General features: G+C 61.7%; 16 protein-coding genes. 15 read left to right on the top strand and 1 reads right to left on the bottom strand.

Translation table 11 applies throughout. The features are described from left to right. Positions 1-145: 145 nt before the first annotated feature. Positions 146-295, bottom strand: a complete 150-nt coding sequence (locus tag N3C12_12510) for a hypothetical protein (protein ID MCX8073255.1) — start codon at positions 293-295, stop codon at positions 146-148. Positions 296-452: 157 nt separating this feature from the next. Between N3C12_12510 and N3C12_12505 the strand changes: the two genes are divergently transcribed. The 15 genes from N3C12_12505 (at position 453) to lptD (ending at position 17,351) form a co-directional block, all read left to right on the top strand. Beyond that, entirely contained in the window at positions 453-1,820 is a 1,368-nt protein-coding gene (locus N3C12_12505; protein MCX8073254.1) for a hypothetical protein, read from the top strand. A gap of 463 nt (positions 1,821-2,283) precedes the next feature. Then, positions 2,284-3,216, top strand: a complete 933-nt coding sequence (locus N3C12_12500) for a ketoacyl-ACP synthase III (protein ID MCX8073253.1) — start codon at positions 2,284-2,286, stop codon at positions 3,214-3,216. 32 nt (positions 3,217-3,248) lie between these two features. Next, positions 3,249-4,250: a ketoacyl-ACP synthase III gene (locus N3C12_12495; protein MCX8073252.1), complete on the top strand. Its 1,002-nt coding sequence runs from the start codon at positions 3,249-3,251 to the stop codon at positions 4,248-4,250. A gap of 3 nt (positions 4,251-4,253) precedes the next feature. Beyond that, positions 4,254-4,751 (top strand): ribosomal protein S18-alanine N-acetyltransferase, encoded by a 498-nt coding sequence (rimI, locus tag N3C12_12490; GenBank protein ID MCX8073251.1) that lies wholly within the window; start codon positions 4,254-4,256, stop codon positions 4,749-4,751. A 99-nt stretch (positions 4,752-4,850) separates the two neighbouring features. Next, positions 4,851-6,497 (top strand): arginine--tRNA ligase, encoded by a 1,647-nt coding sequence (gene argS, locus N3C12_12485; protein MCX8073250.1) that lies wholly within the window; start codon positions 4,851-4,853, stop codon positions 6,495-6,497. Positions 6,498-6,502: 5 nt separating this feature from the next. Next, entirely contained in the window at positions 6,503-7,234 is a 732-nt protein-coding gene (locus tag N3C12_12480) for an SPOR domain-containing protein (protein ID MCX8073249.1), read from the top strand. A 12-nt stretch (positions 7,235-7,246) separates the two neighbouring features. Then, the gene (trpE, locus tag N3C12_12475; protein MCX8073248.1) at positions 7,247-8,728 is read left to right on the top strand and encodes an anthranilate synthase component I; all 1,482 of its coding nucleotides are present in this window, start codon (positions 7,247-7,249) and stop codon (positions 8,726-8,728) included. A 14-nt stretch (positions 8,729-8,742) separates the two neighbouring features. Next, on the top strand, positions 8,743-9,312 hold the full coding sequence (locus N3C12_12470) for an aminodeoxychorismate/anthranilate synthase component II (GenBank protein MCX8073247.1): 570 nt from the start codon (positions 8,743-8,745) through the stop codon (positions 9,310-9,312). A 5-nt stretch (positions 9,313-9,317) separates the two neighbouring features. Next, positions 9,318-10,334 (top strand): anthranilate phosphoribosyltransferase, encoded by a 1,017-nt coding sequence (gene trpD, locus N3C12_12465; protein MCX8073246.1) that lies wholly within the window; start codon positions 9,318-9,320, stop codon positions 10,332-10,334. Further along, positions 10,331-11,104 (top strand): indole-3-glycerol phosphate synthase TrpC, encoded by a 774-nt coding sequence (gene trpC, locus N3C12_12460; GenBank protein ID MCX8073245.1) that lies wholly within the window; start codon positions 10,331-10,333, stop codon positions 11,102-11,104. Before trpD ends, trpC begins: the two co-directional genes overlap by 4 nt. A gap of 15 nt (positions 11,105-11,119) precedes the next feature. After that, on the top strand, positions 11,120-11,731 hold the full coding sequence (locus N3C12_12455; GenBank protein MCX8073244.1) for a phosphoribosylanthranilate isomerase: 612 nt from the start codon (positions 11,120-11,122) through the stop codon (positions 11,729-11,731). Then, positions 11,715-12,908 (top strand): tryptophan synthase subunit beta, encoded by a 1,194-nt coding sequence (trpB, locus tag N3C12_12450; GenBank protein ID MCX8073243.1) that lies wholly within the window; start codon positions 11,715-11,717, stop codon positions 12,906-12,908. The genes N3C12_12455 and trpB overlap by 17 nt, the downstream gene beginning before the upstream one ends. Positions 12,909-12,955: 47 nt before the next feature. Beyond that, positions 12,956-13,780 (top strand): tryptophan synthase subunit alpha, encoded by an 825-nt coding sequence (trpA, locus tag N3C12_12445; protein MCX8073242.1) that lies wholly within the window; start codon positions 12,956-12,958, stop codon positions 13,778-13,780. A gap of 18 nt (positions 13,781-13,798) precedes the next feature. Further along, complete coding sequence (locus tag N3C12_12440; protein ID MCX8073241.1) at positions 13,799-15,112, top strand: bifunctional folylpolyglutamate synthase/dihydrofolate synthase; 1,314 nt, start codon at positions 13,799-13,801, stop codon at positions 15,110-15,112. Positions 15,113-15,122: 10 nt separating this feature from the next. Then, positions 15,123-17,351 carry an LPS assembly protein LptD gene (gene lptD / locus N3C12_12435; protein MCX8073240.1) on the top strand — a complete coding sequence of 743 codons (2,229 nt, stop codon included), beginning with the start codon at positions 15,123-15,125 and terminating at the stop codon, positions 17,349-17,351. The last annotated feature ends 78 nt before the right edge of the window (positions 17,352-17,429 follow it).

Here is a 17,429-nt window from a genome sequence, read left to right as displayed (position 1 = left end):
CGTGCCGATGATTCCTAGGATGTGCTTCGACTCGTGGACGACGGATACAATTTGCTTGATGCCGCCAGCTCTCGTGGCCGCTTCGATGCTGGCGTCGCCTGTGGCGACAAGCCCCAGGATTGTTTGCGCGCAAGCTCTCCCTTGCTTAGTGGCAGACGTCGCCCTCGGTAGCGGCGACGGGCCCCTTAACGTCGAGATACAAGTGCCCATGCACGGGTGCCCACATCGGTTGCACACATGCTGCAAGACTCAACGGGAGCAAAGCCGTTAGCGTGTATAAAGCCTTCCTCATCATCACAAACCTCCTTGTCCGTTGGGAAACGCGTGCGACCCCCGGGTCGTGGTGCGCTTCTACTCTACAGGCGCGACGATAGTCAGTCGCGAGAAACGATCTTGCTTCCTCAGAATCGCTCCGGTAGCAGGTAGCTATCATTCGCCAGGGAGGAGTTTGTATGGGGACGACGTGGGTACGCCTTGGGTGTCACTTGGGGGTTGCAGTGGCGTTGGTCTTGGCGAGTTATTTTGGGGGAAAGGCTCACGCCCAGGTTGCGTGCGACGTGGCGAACCCGTGTATGACCGGCGGTACCTGCCAGCCGGACGGATCTTGCCAAGGCACGCCGCTGCCGAATGGCACCTCATGTGACGACTTGAACCCATGCACGGTGAACGACGCCTGCCTGGCCGGGGTGTGCATTGGTGAGCGGGCACCAGATGGCACCCCGTGCGTCGACGTACTTGGTGCATGTACGACGAACGATCGCTGCCAGTTTGGTTTCTGCTTGGGTGATCTGCAGTGCCCCCTTCCGGAGAATCTTTGCACCGCCACTTGTAACCCCGTTACCGGCCAGTGCGGCACTTTTGACATACCGTGCATGGATCCCTGCAAAGTGGGTGGAACGTGCGATCCGGAGACGGGCTCGTGCACCTACGCTGGCAACGCGCCAGATGGGACGGCTTGTGATGATGGGAACGAGTGCACCGTGAATGATGCCTGCCAAGCAGGCGAGTGCCGTGGAGAACCCGTGGTGAACGGCGGCGAGGTCCCGACCGCAAGCCCCAGCGCGGAGCCGACCCCCACCCCCACAGCCGCGGCAACCAACACGGCTGAAGTGACCGCTACGCCGACGCCTACACCGGCGGAAACGCCAACGCCGAGCGGCTCGCCGGGAGAGTCCCCCGTTCCGACAGCGACGGTCGAAGAGAGTCCGGTGCCCACGGCCACAGCCGAGGAGTCACCGACAGCGACCACAACGCCTGAAAGCTCTCCCGTGCCGACGGCGACAGTGGAGGAAAGTCCCGCACCAACAGCGACTTCAACACCCGGCGGGGAGGCCTCACCAACTGCGACCGCATCGCCTGCTGAATCTCCGACACCTACGGCCACGCCGGCTGAGTCCCCGACGCCGACCGCGACAGTTGAGGAGAGCCCGGTGCCGACAGCTACACCGGAAGAGTCGCCGACCGCAACGGCGACCCCGGCGGAATCCCCGAGGCCCACGGCGACGGTGGAGCAGAGCCCAGAGCCGACCGCAACGCCCGAGGAAACACCGACACCGACTCCTGAAGAATCGCCTATAGCAACCCCGGAAGAGTCGCCGACAGCAACGCCCACAAGCCCACCGCCTCCGGCCTGCGTTGGCGATTGTAATGGCGACGGCGCGGTAACCATCGACGAGCTGATCCTCGGCGTGAACATCATCTTGGAGCGGGTCGGAGTGAGCGCTTGCTCAGACATGGATCTGAACCGCGACGGGAGTGTCACCGTGGACGAATTGCTCGTGGCGGTGGAAGCTGCCCTCACCGCTTGCCCCTTGCCGTAAGGGCGGCTGTACGTCCCTCGGATCGATTGTTGTGGGAGTGGTGAGGCTCGCGTGGCTTCGCCCCTCACCCGCGGCTAACGCCGCACCCCCTGCCCCCTAACGGGGGCGAGGGTGTCTGGTTATGGCTGCGCAAGTGCAATTTGGTGACGATGTCTGTCGCTAATAAAAAATCCCCCCTTTCCCCCGGGAGGGCGAGAGGGAGAGAGGGAGAGAGGCTTAGGGGCGCCCCCGTTCCACTGGGCCACGCTGCTGCACTGCGGCAGCGTAGGGGCGACGCATGCGTCGCCCCTACGATTCGCGATTGGCCGATTCGCACCGTCCGCCACTTGCTGCTTGCCTCCTACTGGCATTGGAGGGTCGTCCGGCAACTGATGTTCCTTCTGACCCCACGGAGGCACTGCCGCTGGCCCTTGGGCAGGCCCGCGCTCGCATCATGCGCTGCAACTCGCTAGACAGGCGGCCCATGCAAGCGAGAGTGTTGGCCTGGGGCCACCATTTGCCGCCTTTTGTGGAGAGGGTGGGCACTCGCCGGCCGATTGCGGAAGAGCCGGTGGGGCCATCGACCCTGGCAGCACGCGCCGCGGCACTGGCCTTCGAGCGTAGTGGTCGCACTGCCCAAGATGTGGATTTCATCGTATTCGCGACTACCACTCCAGATGTCACCTTTCCGGGCTCGGCTTGCTACCTGCAGGATCAACTTGGCTGTGGCACCGTGCCGTGCCTCGACATCCGCGCCCAGTGTGCGGGCTTTATCTTTGCCCTGGATGTGGCGGAGAAGTTCCTCCGAACGGGGCAGGCCCAGTGCGCTTTGGTTGCTGGGGGAGAAGTGTACTCCTCTGGGGTGGATTACGAGTGGCAGCCGGAGGTTGCCCGGCTGTTCGGAGATGGTGCGGGAGTCGCGGTTTTAGGGCCGGCGGCCGATGGGAGCGGAATCGAGGCGATAGTGACCCATTCCGACGGGCGTCATCATCGTGCGTTTTGGTGCGAGTACCCGGCAAGCCGACAGCATCCTTTGCGGATCACCCGCGAGGACTTCGGTTTGGGAAAGCACTTGCCGCGGCTGAACGTCGACACGGTTGCCGAGTTCGGACGGGAGCACTTGCCTGCCGTCGTCAAGGAAGCATTGGATCGGGCCGGCTGTTCGTTGTCGGCAGTTGACCACTTCGTAATGGCGCACGTTTTCCCCGAAGTGGCCGAGGAAGCCGGGCGTCGCTTGGGCCTCTTGGAAGGCAACCTCACGAACCCGGCGGCCGATATGGGGCACCTCGGCGCGGCTAGTTTGCCATTGGCCGTGAGCCGCGCTCTTCAAGAGGGGCGTCTTTCTAGCGGAGCGAGGGTGTGCCTGGCCGCGTGCGGTGCTGGGTTCGCGTGGGGTGCCGCGTTGCTACGTGTGTAAGCCGGAACCAGGAGGCTGAGGAGGAGTAGGTCATGCGGAGATCGCATATCCTGGGCGTCGGGCGCTGTGTCCCGGAGCGTGTGGTGACCAACCAGGACTTGACCCGACTCATGGACACGTCGGATGAGTGGATTCAGCAGCGAACCGGAATTCGCGAGCGTCGTTTTAGCGATGGCTGTGTGGGTGCATCGGATATGGGTGTCGTTGCGGCGCGCGAGGCACTGGAGCGTGCGGGCATTGGGGCCGAACAAGTGCAATGTGTGGTGTTTGCCACCCTGAGCCCAGACGTGGACATGCCGGGCAGCGCGTTCCTGTTGCAAGACAAGCTGGGCATTCCAGGGGTCCCTGCGTTCGATGTGCGCAATCAGTGTAGCGGCTTCCTCTACGCGCTCGCGGTTGCGGACCAGTTCGTGAAAACAGAAACACTCGATTACGTTCTCGTGGTTGGGGCTGAAGTGCACTCGACGGGCGTTGATCTCAGTACGCGCGGCCGGGACGTGGCGGTGATTTTTGGCGACGGGGCCGGAGCCGTCGTCGTGGGGCCTGCGCCCGATGGCGAGCGCGGTGTGTTGTCCACGCACCTCCACGCAGAAGGCAAGTACGCGGAAAAACTGTGGGTGGAAGCTCCGGGAAGCCGACTGCGCCCACGTTTGACGGAGGAAATGATCACCGGGCCCGATGCCAAAGTCTTCCCCCGCATGGAGGGGCGCTATGTGTTTCGACACGCGGTCACGCGAATGTGCGAAGTAATTCGCGAGGCGCTCGATGCCAACGGCGTGGCCCCGACGGATCTCGATTTACTCGTGCCCCATCAGGCGAACTTGCGCATCAACCAAATGGTGGCCATGGAGTTGGGCTTGCGGGAAGAACAGGTGGTCAACAACATCGACCGGTACGGCAATACCACCGCCGCATCGATCCCGCTTGCGTTGTACGACGCCCTAGCAGACGAGCGATTGCAACCGGGTATGCTGGTTTGTTTTGCCGCCTTCGGTGCAGGATTCACCTGGGGGAGTGCCCTTGTGCGGTGGTAAGCGATGAACACCGGGACGGATGTGCGCCTTGAGCCCATGCGAGAAGAGGACCTCGATGCGGTCATGGAGATCGAGCGTCGCTCGTTCGCCGAGCCGTGGTCGGTGGGGCTGTTTCGGCACGAATTGCGGTTGCCGTTTTCGAAATGTTTGGTGGCGCGGGACGAACGGAGCGCGCTCGTTGGTTACGTGTGCTGGTGGATGGTCGGCGACGAGGTCCACTTGCTGAATCTCGCTGTTCATCCGGACCGGCGCCGGCGGGGGATCGGTCGTTTATTGCTCGAGGTCGTCCTCGATGCTGCCCGTCGTGCCGATGCCCGGTTGGTGACTTTGGAAGTGCGGCACGACAACCAGGCAGCCCAAGCGCTGTACTCCGCTCACGGCTTCGTGCAAACGGGGCTGCGGCGCAACTACTACGCTCCGGGTCGGCACGCCGTGTTGATGACGCGATACTTTCCACAGTCGAAAAAACAAGCGGCTACTGGCGCACCGCGGCAAACTTGACTCGCCCGACCCTGCTGCATATAGCCCCGCGAACCTCTTGTGCTCGGGTGCGCCGGGCAAGCAAGGCAGCACAAATAAGCCGACCGTGCGGATACAAGAATGAAGAAGCCGGTTGAATCAGTCCTGGAGCGAGCTTTGCAGCGCGCTCGTCGTGAAGGCTTACTGCAGAGCGAACCTCCGCCGTTGGTGTTGGAAGTTCCGAAAGATCCCGCTTTGGGCGACTTGGCAACTCCGGTGGCACTGAGCTTGGCGCGGTCAGAGCGTTCCGCCCCGCGTGCCGTGGCGGAAAAGATCGTGGGCTGCCTCGAGGACCCCGAAGGACTGTTCTCAGCGGTGGAAATTGCCGGCCCAGGTTACATCAACTTTCGGTTGTCCGCAGCGTTTTGGGCTCGTTGCCTGGCTGAGATTGAGTCGCCGGGATTCGGGCCGACCGCGTTTGGCAAGGGGCAATCCGTGTTGGTGGAGTTCGTCTCCGCAAATCCGACTGGGCCGTTGACCGTCGGGCACGGACGCAACGCTGTGCTCGGGGATGCGATTGCTCGCTTGTTCGAAGCCACAGGCCACAGTGTCGTCCGGGAGTACTACTTCAACAACGCCGGCCGGCAAATGAAACTCTTGGGCGAGTCGGTCAAGGCGCGGTACTTGGAGCTGTTGGGAGACTCGGTCACCTTTCCAGAAGAGGGGTATCAAGGCGAGTATATTCGCGAGATTGCTGCCGGTTTGTTGCAGGAACACGGCGACCGCTTGCGCAGTGAGCCTGCCACGGGAGTGTTCAAAGACGCGGCCGAAAAAGCCATTTTTGCCGATATCGAGCGCACCTTGAACCGGCTCGGCATTCGCTTCGACTCGTACTTCAACGAGGACTCGCTGTACAAAGACGGCAGCATTAAGCAAACGCTTGCCGATCTTCGACGCCTCGGGCTGGCTTTTGAGCGCGATGGGGCCGTGTGGCTGAACGGCGCGGCGGTTGGGCTCGACCAAGATCGTGTCTTGGTAAAGTCCACTGGCGAGCCAGCCTACCGGCTGCCGGACATCGCGTACCACCGCCACAAGTTTGCAAGAGGTTTCGATTTATTGGTCAACGTCCTTGGTGCCGACCATATTGCGGAGCACGAAGATGTACGCGCGGCGCTGAAAGCGTTGGGCTACGACGTCGGTCGATTGCGTGTCATCCTGTACCAGTTCGTGACCCTGACGCGCGGCGGGGAGCAGGTAAAAATGTCTACGCGTCGCGCCGAGTATGTCACGCTGGATGAGCTCATTGACGAGGTCGGTGCAGATGCGGTCCGGTTCTTCTTCCTCACTCGCAAGGCCGATAGCCACTTGGAGTTCGATCTCGACCTGGCAAAAAAGCAGTCGACCGATAACCCGGTTTTTTACGTCCAGTACGCGCACGCGCGGGTGTGCAGCTTGATGAAACAAGCAGCCGCCCAGGGAGTGTCGCGGCCCGCCGCAAGCGCGGCAGCCTTGCAGACGCTGACTGCGCCGGAAGAAGTCGCGGTGACGAAGTTGCTTGCGTCGTACGCAGACGTTGTAGAGGAAGCCGCGCGAGTCTGCGAACCTCACCGCGTGGTGTTTTACCTGATCGATCTCGCTGGCGAGTTTCACCGGTTTTACAACCGCCACCGTGTGCTGACGGAAAACCCGGAACAGTCGGGGGCACGCTTGTATTTGGCCTGGGCGGTAGGAAAAGTCGTGCGTCACGGACTCGAACTCCTCGGGGTGCGTGCCCCGGAGGAAATGTGAGAACGATGAAAATGCGGGGCGCACGGCAATCGGGCCTGACGTACTTCCAGGTATTGGTTCTGATTGTACTGTTTGCCGGGGCGTCGGTGGTGATCTTTTTTTTCGGCTTGTGGGTGGGGCGGGATGCGGCCGAACGCAGGCTCTTGCAAGAAGAGCGGATTGTCCGGGCACCGATTGTTTTTGCGACCCCTTCCCCAGCGCACGTCGAGGAGCGCCCGGAGGAGGCGGTGGACCGGGCGTTTTACGAGCGCCTCCGGCAGAAAGCTGCAGAGCGGTTGGCGCAGTCGAATCCCTCTCCTCTCGCAGTGGAAACAGCACCCACGGTGGCACCTCCGACCCAAGGACGTATTGCGCCGACCGTGGCTGCGCCTCTCTGGCTTCCGACCCCCACGCCGCTGTGGCCGCGAGTGACTCCTCGGCCCACGAACACGCCGCGACCCCGCCCAACTCCGACTGCTCCACCGCGCCTGCGGGACGAGGGGCGGGAGACGTGGGCGGATGCAGGGTGGACGGTGCAAGTCACCGCTACGACGGACGCCACCGAAGCTCGGGCCTTGGTTCAGCGGCTTCGTTCTCGTGGGTACGATGCATATCTGGTGCAGGTCCCGAGCCGTGAGGGTGCGACTTGGTATCGTGTCCGCGTGGGGCGGTTCTCTTCGCGTGAAGAAGCGCAGCAGTGGGAGAGGCGTTTGAAGAATGAAGCGGGACTGAGCGGCGCCTTCGTCACGCCCCGCTAATGGGATAGAAGGATGTTTGAGCCGGACTATGCGCAATTTTGCGACTTGGCGGCGCAAGGGAACTTCGTAGCCGTCACCCGCGAAATCCTTGCGGACTTGGAGACGCCCGTTTCTGCGTTTCTCAAGCTCGACGATGGCAGCGACGCCTTTTTGTTCGAGAGCGTAGAGGGTGCAGAGAAATGGGGGCGGTTTAGTTTTCTCGGGATTCGTCCAGCGCAGGTGTTGAGCGCGAAGGATCAGCGGGCAGTCCTGACCCGGGTTGGAGAGCCGCCCACCGTGTTCGAAGGGCGCAACCCCTTGGAGCACGCCCGCAGGGTACTCCGAGAGTTCCACGTCGTCTCCGCACGGCCTTTGCCGCGCTTCGATGGCGGATGGGTCGGCTACCTCGGTTACGACCTCGTGCGGCACTTCGAACGGTTGCCGAAACCTCCGCGCGACGATTTGGGGGTGCCGGATCTCTACTTGATGCTGGTCGACACGTTCTTGGTGTTCGACAACCTCCGCCACACGATCACCGCCGTGACGTATGTGCCCACGCAAAAGGATTCGCTACGGGAGAGTTACGCGCAGGCATGTGCAAGACTGGAGGACATCATCGCGCGCCTGCGGCGCCCGCTGCACGCTCGGCGAGAGTTCGGTCCCCCGAGAACGAGTCCCGGGGAGCGCGGGAACGTGACGCAGGAGCAGTACGAGGCCATGGTGCGGCGTGCCAAGGAGTACATCGCTGCCGGTGACATCATTCAGGTTGTCTTGGCGCAGCGGTTCGAAGGTGAGCTCCGGGCCGACCCTTTCGAGGTTTATCGCTGCTTGCGCAAGGTTAACCCAGCTCCGTACATGTTTTTCCTGCGCGCGGGGGAGGTGACCCTGGTAGGCTCCTCGCCGGAGGTGATGGTGCGCTTGGAGGGCCGAGAGGTGACGGTGCGCCCGATTGCGGGCACGCGCCCGCGTGGCACCGATGAGGTGTCGGACCGTGAGCTGGAAGCTGAGTTGCGTCAAGATGCCAAAGAGATTGCCGAACACATCATGCTGGTGGATCTGGGGCGCAACGACGTGGGACGCGTAGCGGAAGTAGGCTCCGTGGAGGTGACGGAGTGCATGGCGGTGGAGCGTTACTCCCACGTTATGCACCTTGTTTCCAACGTGCGTGGCACCTTGCGAGCCGGATTGGACGCCTTTGACGCGTTTGCCGCAGCGTTTCCCGCGGGCACGCTCACCGGTGCGCCGAAGATCCGAGCCATGGAGATCATCGACGAACTCGAGCCCACGCGCCGCGGAGTGTATGGAGGCGCAGTCGGCTACTTCGGCTTTTCCGGCAATATGGACACCTGCATTACCATCCGGACCATTTTGATCAAAGGGCACCATTACTACGTGCAGGCTGGAGCGGGGGTGGTCGCCGATTCCGTGCCGGAAAAGGAGCATCAAGAGTGTGTGAACAAAGCACGGGCTGCGCTGCATGCGATTCGCCTGGCAGAGAGCCTGCAGGCCGACTAAGGTCGTAACCTCGCATGCTTTTGATGATCGACAATTACGATTCGTTTACGTACAACCTCGTGCAGTACTTCGCGGAGCTGGGGGCTGATGTGCGCGTGGTGCGCAACGACGCAGTTACGGTCGAAGAAATCGCTTCGTGGCAGCCTAAACAAATCGTGATTTCTCCTGGTCCTTGTACACCAGCCGAGGCTGGGGTATCGGTGGCGGTGATCCAGCATTTTGCCGGGAAAATTCCGTTGCTTGGCGTGTGTCTGGGCCACCAAAGCATCGCTGCAGCTTTTGGCGGGCGGGTGGTGCGAGCCGCTCGATTGATGCACGGCAAAACTTCGGAAATTTTTCACGATGGAAGAACCATCTTCCTCGGCCTCCCAAACCCCTTTCAGGCCACGCGGTACCATTCGTTGCTTGTCGAGGAGAGTACCTTGCCGGCATGCTTGGAGGTCAGCGCCCGTACGGCTGAGGGGGAAATCATGGGCTTGCGCCATCGGGAGTACATCGTGGAAGGGGTGCAATTCCATCCTGAATCGATCCTTACGGTCGCCGGGAAGCAGTTGCTGCAAAATTTCCTCACGCTCACAGCTTGAAGCGCATGTCGGAGCAAGTGGTTGGTGCCCTCAAAGCGTTTGTCGACGGGCGAGATCTGCAAGCCAGCGAAGCAGAAGCTGTGATGCTGGAAGTGATGGGCGGTGAGGTTAGCCCGGTCCATTTGGCCGGACTGCTTGTGGCTTGGCGCATGAAAGGTGAAACGGTTGCGGAGCTTGTTGGGGCAGCACGCGCGATGCGGGCGCGTGCGGAGAACATTCGCCCCCAGGTTGCAGTTGTGGATACGTGCGGAACGGGTGGGGACGGGAAGAGCACCTTCAACATTTCCACGGCAGCAGCGCTGATTGCCGCTGCGGCCGGAGCCGCGGTGGCGAAGCACGGCAACCGGGCGGTGTCGGGCCGAGTTGGTGGGGCCGATATTTTGGAAGCCTTGGGCGTGCGCATTGACTTACCGCCCGACCAAGTTCGCGAGTGCATCGAGGCCACTGGTTTCGGATTCTTGTTCGCGCCGCGGTTCCATCCCGCCATGCGTCACGTTGCTCCAGTGCGGCGAGAGCTAGGACTGAGAACGATTTTCAACTTGCTAGGGCCGCTGGCCAATCCGGCTGGAGCAAAGCGGCAACTCGTGGGGGTGTTCGCGGGGAAGTGGCTCGAGCCGTTGGCGTGGGCCTTGGCGGAACTCGGGGCCGAGCATGCCATGGTGGTGCACAGCGAAGATGGATTGGACGAAATCTCTTTGTCTGCCCCCACGCAAGTGTGCGAGTGGCGGGGAGGGGAGTTGCGCCGTTGGCGCTTGGATCCTGCTCGACTCGGCTTCTCGACCTACCCGCGCGAGGCGTTCGTGTGCCCAGACCTGCTCACTGCCCTCGAGCGGATGCAGGCTGTTCTCCATGGAGAGCCCGGCCCTTGTACAGAAGTAGCCGAGCTCAATGCGGGTGCAGCACTGTACGTTGCCGGGCACGCCGCTACCCTCGAAGAAGGTGTACGGCAAGCACACGAGGCGATCGTGGGAGGAGTCGCTTGGCAAAAACTCCAACAGGTGATTGCCTGGACGAACCGATGATTCTCGATCGTATTCTGGAAGCCAAACGCGCGGAGTTGGCGGACACAAAGCAGCGTGTGCCGCTCGCAGAGCTGACCCAGGTTGCGTTGTACCACGAACCGCGGCGGGATTTCGTAGGGGCTTTGCAACGGCAGCGTGCAATCATCGCGGAGGTAAAACAGGCGTCGCCCTCTAGGGGTGTGATGCGACAGGATTTTAACCCCGTGGGGCTCGCGCGCGCATACGAGGCTGGTGGGGCAGCGGCGATATCGGTGCTGACCGAAACCCAGTTTTTCCTCGGGCATTTGCAGCACCTGCAGGCAATCCGCCGAGCGGTGCGGCTACCGCTGTTGCGCAAGGATTTTCTGTTCGACCCCTACCAGTTACACGAAGCGCGTGCGTATGGCGCGGATGCGGTGTTGCTGATTGTGCGAGCGCTCGCGACCGATCTGTTGCGTGAGCTCATTGAAGGGGCGACGGCCTTAGGACTTGCTGCGCTCGTCGAGGTCCATGGCGAAGGAGAATTGGAGGTTGCCCTGGCGGCTGGAGCTCGGTTGATCGGCGTCAATAACCGCGACCTGGGAACGTTTGTTACCTCGTTGGGCGTCACCGAGCGGGTGGCGGCGCGAGTTCGGCACCAAGACGGCTTGATTCTTGTTGCAGAAAGCGGGATCGACAGCCGGGACGACATTGAGCGCTTGGAGCGTGCGGGGGTGCACGCATTTCTGATCGGGGAAGCACTGGTACGGGCGAACGACCCCGCGGCCAAACTTGCCGCGTTGTTGGCCTGAGAACCAATTGGGCACATGGTCGTGGTCAAAATTTGCGGTGTCACAAGGCCTGAGGATGCGATGGCTGCTGCGGAAGCAGGAGCAGATTGGATCGGGCTAAATTTTTACCCGCGGAGCCCGCGGTTTGTGACCAAGGATCGAGCTTGCGAGATTCTCGCCGCTGTCCCCTCGCACGTGCAGGTCGTGGGCGTGTTCGTCGGAGCCACGCGGGATGAAGTGGAGGAAACGGCGGCGAGCCTGGAGCTCGACCTCTTGCAGTTCCACGGGGACGAGCCGCCGGACTACTGCACCGGATGGCGGTGGCCGGTGATTAAAGCGATCCGCCTGCGCACGCGAGAGGATTGGGAGAGGGCCCGCAGTTACCCCGTCGATTTCCTGTTGATCGATGCACATGTGCCAGGTCAGTTCGGCGGCACGGGAGAAACTGCCGACTGGATGGAGATTGCGCGCTTGCCGGTGGAGCAACCGTTGATTCTGGCTGGTGGATTGCGTGCGGAAAACGTCGCCCAAGCCGTGCGCGTGGTTCGTCCGTTTGCCGTCGATGTCGCCAGTGGTGTGGAAAGCAGTCCGGGCGTGAAAGATGCGGACGCCTTAAGGAGGTTCGTTCAGAATGCAAAATCTGCCTGACCGGCGGGGGCACTTCGGAATTTTTGGCGGGCGGTATGTGGCGGAAACGCTCATGCCGGCGCTCATTGAGCTCGAGCGGGCGTACCGACGGATCGCACGTGATCGGAGCTTTCGCCAAGAATTGCAAGCTTACCTGCGCGATTACGCGGGCCGGGAGACGCCCCTGTATTTCGCCGAACGACTCACCGCCAAGCTCGGAGGGGCGAAGATTTATCTCAAACGAGAGGACTTGTGTCACACCGGCTCGCACAAGATCAATAACGCGCTCGGGCAGGCATTGTTGGCCCGCCGGATGGGCAAGCAACGCCTGATTGCCGAGACCGGCGCTGGCCAGCACGGCGTGGCCACGGCAACGGTGGCGGCTTTGTTGGGGTTCCCCTGTGAAGTATTTATGGGCAGCGGGGATGTTCAGCGGCAGTCCCTCAACGTGTTTCGGATGAAACTCTTGGGTGCGCAGGTTCGTGCGGTTTCTGCGGGTAGCGCCACGCTCAAAGACGCCATCAATGAAGCCCTCCGGGATTGGGTGACTCATGTCGAGACGACCTATTATTTGGTCGGATCGACGATGTCGGCCCATCCCTACCCGATGATCGTGCGTGACTTTCAATCGGTCATTGGCAAAGAGACCCGCCGCCAAATCCTGCGGCGCGAAGGCCGCTTGCCGGACTACCTGATTGCCTGTGTGGGTGGCGGAAGCAATGCGATGGGACTCTTTTACCCCTTTCTCGACGATCCCGACGTGCGACTCGTGGGCGTGGAAGGCGGGGGCAAGGGTTTGCACACGGGAGAGCACGCCGCGTCCATCAGTGCCGGGACCATTGGAATTTTGCACGGGAAGAAAACCTACATTTTGCAGGATGAGATGGGTCAAATTCGGCCTGCACACTCCATTTCGGCTGGTTTGGACTACCCCGGAGTCGGGCCCGAGCACGCGTATCTGCACTTCACGGGTCGGGCGCAGTACGTCGCGGTCACCGACGACGACGCCTTGGAGGCCTTCCAACTGCTCTCGCAATGCGAGGGGATCATTCCGGCGTTGGAGAGCGCGCACGCGGTTGCTTATGCGGCGAAACTGGCGCCGACGCTGGCCCGCGATCAGATCATCGTGGTCAACCTGTCTGGCCGTGGGGACAAGGATATGGGCACCGTAGCGCAGGCACTGGGGGTGACGCTGTGAGGGAGGACAGGGCGCGAACTTTGGCGGTTGGGATAAGCGCACCGCAGTTGAATCGCATCGATCGAGTTTTTGACGCGCTGCGCGCCCAGGGCGAGGTGGCTCTCGTTCCATTTCTGACGTTGGGAGACCCGGACCTGGAAACCACCCTCCTCCTGATGCGCAAGGTAGAAGAGGCCGGGGCAGATTTGATCGAGCTCGGGGTGCCGTTTTCGGACCCGACTGCCGATGGCCCAGTGTTGCAGCACTCGCTGGAGATCGGGCTACGTGCAGGAGCCACATTGCCCCGCGCTCTCGAAGTCGTGCAGGAATTTCGCCGGCATTCGGATACGCCGATCGTCTTATACGGCTACTACAACCCAATCTTTCGCTACGGCCTGGAAGCTTTCGCACGCGATGCTGCGCGTGCGGGCGTCGATGGCTTGCTGGTGGTCGACCTGCCGCCAGACGAAGCGGGTGAGTTGTTGCAGTGGACGCGTCCGGCCGGCATCCACTTTGTTTGTTTGCTGGCACCGACTAGCGGGCCGGAACGCGTGCAGGTGGTTTTGCAGCACGCCGCTGGGTTCATTTACTACGTTTCCGTTACGGGTGTCACCGGGGTAAAGCCCGTGCAGCCTTGGGAGGTACGGCCCGTCGTCTTATCTCTGCGCGAGCGCACGGCTCTTCCCATTGGTGTGGGGTTCGGGATTTCTACGGCGGAACAAGCGGCGGCGGTAGCAGAGTTTGCTGACGCAGTCGTTGTGGGAAGTGCGATTATGCGCTTGGTGGACCAACACCGCGGAAGTCGGGGATTGGCCGATGAAGTGACGAGTTTTGTGCGCCGACTGAAAAGTGCAGTCAAGGATGTACGGCGTTCCATAGCGGCAACATCTTGAGCTGGACGGGATGTCGCAATGATTGCAACCACGTACCAAGAGCTCTTGGATTGGTTGTTCGCTCTCGAGGCCCGAAAGGGGATGGATTTCAAGCTCGAGCGCGTCGAGCTGGTACTGCAGGGGCTTGGTCACCCCGAACGAAAGTACCCGGTGATCCACATTGCGGGAACCAACGGGAAGGGTTCTGTCGCCGCCATGCTGCACGCCATGGCCGGCGCCGCGGGGCTGCGTGCGGGCTTGTACACTTCGCCCCACCTCGTGCGGTTTACCGAGCGCATTCGCGTAGGCGAGGCGGAAATCTGTCCGGAAGAGGTGGTTCGCTTGGCGCGTGACGTCCACCGTGCAGCGACCTTGCGCGGGATCGACCTGACATTCTTCGAATTCACTACAGTTCTGGCATTTCAGTACTTTGCGGATTGTGAGGTCCCCTTGGCCGTGATCGAGACGGGTCTGGGCGGGCGCCTCGATGCGACGAACGTTGTGGTGCCCGAGGTTGCGGTGATCACCAGCATTGGGTTCGACCACCAAGAATTCCTCGGCCGCTCGCTGGCTTCGATTGCAGCGGAGAAGGCGGGCATCATCAAGCCGGGCGTTCCCGTGGTTGTTGGCAGAGTCCCCCCCGAGGCGGAGGTTGTGATCTTGCAGCGGGCGCGAGCCCAGGGCGCTCGAGTTTGGCGGGCAGGAACGGACTTCGACTGGTCAGGCACGGATCGCTGTTGGTCGTTCCGTGGACCGCGGGGCGAACTGACCAACGTTACCCTTGCCCTGCGTGGTTGGCACCAGTGCGGCAATGCCGCGGTGGCAGTGGCGGCAGCTCAAGCCCTGCCTGAAGCGCTGCAGTGGTCTCCATATGTTTGGCGGGCCGGTCTGGAGGGTGTGCATTGGCCAGGCCGCTTGGAGGTCGTGGGTGAAAATCCGTTGGTGATTCTCGACGGAGCTCATAACCTCGACGGGGTTCGGGCTTTGCTGACGGCATTGCCAGAATGTACCCAAGGACGCCGTGTGCACTTGCTCTTCGGCGTCATGGCAGACAAGGATTGGCCCGAAATGGTCGAGCTTCTCGCCCCTCACGTGGCGAGCGTCATCGTCACCCGCCCGCTTCCCCGTCGTAGCGCGGACCCGGAGCGGGTGGCCTCGGTATGGCGTGAACGAACGCAGGTTCGTGTAGAAGAGGATCCGCGCCGCGCCTTCGAAGGCTTGCTCGCTACCGTCGATCCAGGCGACGCTATTTTGGTTACCGGTTCTTTGTTTTTGGTCGGGGCGGTACGATCGCTCACCGCTGTGGGCGAGCGGGCTTGGGAAGGGCTGGCGAACGCGCGCGCGGGCGTATGAGGAGTAGTCGGTGTGTGCCCGGGTTGGGCTGGCGGTGGCAATTTGGCTTGGAGTGGCAAGTGCGCTCGCGTCGCTCGGGCGAGCACAAGAACTCCCATCGAATCTGCCGGTTCAAGTCGAGGCGGATGCACTGACCTACAACCGTGAGCGGGACCTCGTTACCGCCAGCGGCAATGTGGTAATCCGTTACGGTGACGTTGAGCTCAGGGCAGAGCGGGTGGAGGTAGAGCGTTCGACGTCTGTCGTTTCTGCCGAAGGTGAAGTCCGCCTGGACAGTCCGGAAGGCGTTCTCTTTGCCGACCGTGCTCGTATCGACCTCGAACAGGAAGTCGGCAACTTAAGAGGCGCAGCGATTCGTTCGCGAAAGTTGCAGTACTCGCTTTGGGGCAGCTCGATCGAAAAGTTCGCGGGACAGCGGTATCGCATCGTCAACGGCCGGTTCACGACGTGCAACTGCGAAGAGGGACGGCAAAGCTGGAGCATCGCGGCGAAAGAGCTGGATGTGACCGTCGATGGCTACGCGGTTGCCCGCGGGGCGACGTTCAACATTTTGGACGTGCCAGTCGTCTACTTGCCGCGCGCACTGTTCCCGGTGCAGCGTGAGCGCCAAAGCGGCTTCTTGATGCCGCGGTTCGGTGCTTCAAACCAAAGGGGATTCCAGACGATCGTGCCATTTTATTGGGCCATCGACCCCACTCGGGAAGCAAGCTTGGCGCTCGATGTGGAAACATCTGCGCGTGTGGGTGCGCTTGCGGAGTATCGCTACCGAGCGAGCCTCGTAGACCAGGGCAGTTTGGCGGCTTCATATTTTAACGAGTTCCTGCGGGGCGACCGGACCCGGGGAACAATGACGGTGCCGCAGGACCGCTGGAGCGTGTTGAGCTCCATCGACCAGCATATGGGCGAATCGGTCCAACTTTACATCGAAGGAAATTTAATTAGCGACGACCAGTTCTTTCGGGAGATGAACACGTACTCTTTCGAGCACCGGCAAACGGTGCTGTTTCGCACGCTTCCCTACACTGCCTCTCACGCGGGCGCGGCCTACAGTCTCGGCCGGTCATTGTTGGCCCTCAATGCGAGCTACTATCAGGACCTCACTGACCCTCTGGAATCGCGCACCGTTCAGGTAGCTCCACGGCTCGCCTGGCTGGGCCAGGCTCCGCTGCAAAAATGGCTGCTTGCCGATTGGCGACTCGATTGGACTCAGTTCGAGCGTGCTCAAGGCCCGGCTGGAGCGAGGCTGTTTGCCCAACCGCGTATCTCGGCGACGATTCCCCTAGCGCCTTGGGGATATGGCTCCGTGTCCGTGCGTTTTTGGCAGAATGCATATGCGCTGCACCGCACCGAGCCTCTGACGGCGGCCGGCGTCGTAGAAAGTTTGCCGTCCTATAGTCACCGCGAGCAGGTAGAGGTGAGGGCAGAAGCGGGAAGCGAGTTGCAGCGGGTGTATGACTTCCCCCATTGGGGCATGGACCGCATCAAGCACACCATCGAGCCAGTTGCCCAGTACTATTTTGTACCTCGAGTGAGCCAAGAAGACTTGCCGTTCTTCGACGTTTTCGACCGGGTCAACCGCCGGAACGTGGTCGCCTTTGGTATGATCAGCCGTTTGCTGGGTCGCTTTCCCGCGTCAGCTCCGTCAGACAGCGGATCGTCGGAAAAGACGACCACGACCCGGGAGCTCGCCCGCTTCTCTTTGCTGCAGGCCTACGATCTCGACCGGGTCATCCCCCCGCTTACCCAGCGGCTAGGTGAAAGTCATCTCTCCGATGTCGATTTGCAGGGTCGAATCAATCCGAGCCGCTTCTTCTCCTTTCGGTTTGCGGGCACCTTCGATCCACAGGCCGTAGAGTTCAGCTCCACTCAGGTCGGGGTGTTTGCTGAAGACCCGCGGGAGGTTGACAGTGCCGCAGGTCGTCGGCTGGCAACGAGAACGAGTGCTGGGATTGCCTACCGTTTATTGGCTAACAATGTCTTACAGCAGATCGACGGCAATTTTGTGGTGCGACTTACGGACTGGGCAGGGGTTACGTACGCAACGCGGTACAACGTGCCCGCCGGCCGCTTCTTGGAAAACTACTTTGGGCTGCGCTTTGTTTCGCTATGCGATTGCTGGTCGGTGGACATTGCGATGTCCAACCGGACCAATCCGAACGAGACCGAGGCGCGCTTGCAGGTCACGTTGATTGGCCTCTCCAGTGTACGGCAGGCGTCGCGAGTCGCTCTAGCGCCCTAGCGAGCCCCTGCGCTCGGGCGACTATCGTGCTTGGCACACGTGGTGGCGCAATTGGCCTGCGAGAGCCTTCGACTTTTG

The sequence above is a fragment of the Candidatus Binatia bacterium genome, from assembly GCA_026415395.1.
Taxonomy (GTDB): domain Bacteria; phylum Desulfobacterota; class Binatia; order HRBIN30; family HRBIN30; genus HRBIN30.
The sequence above is the reverse complement of the archived record's forward strand: the minus strand, read 5'-3'. Positions and strand labels throughout refer to the sequence as shown.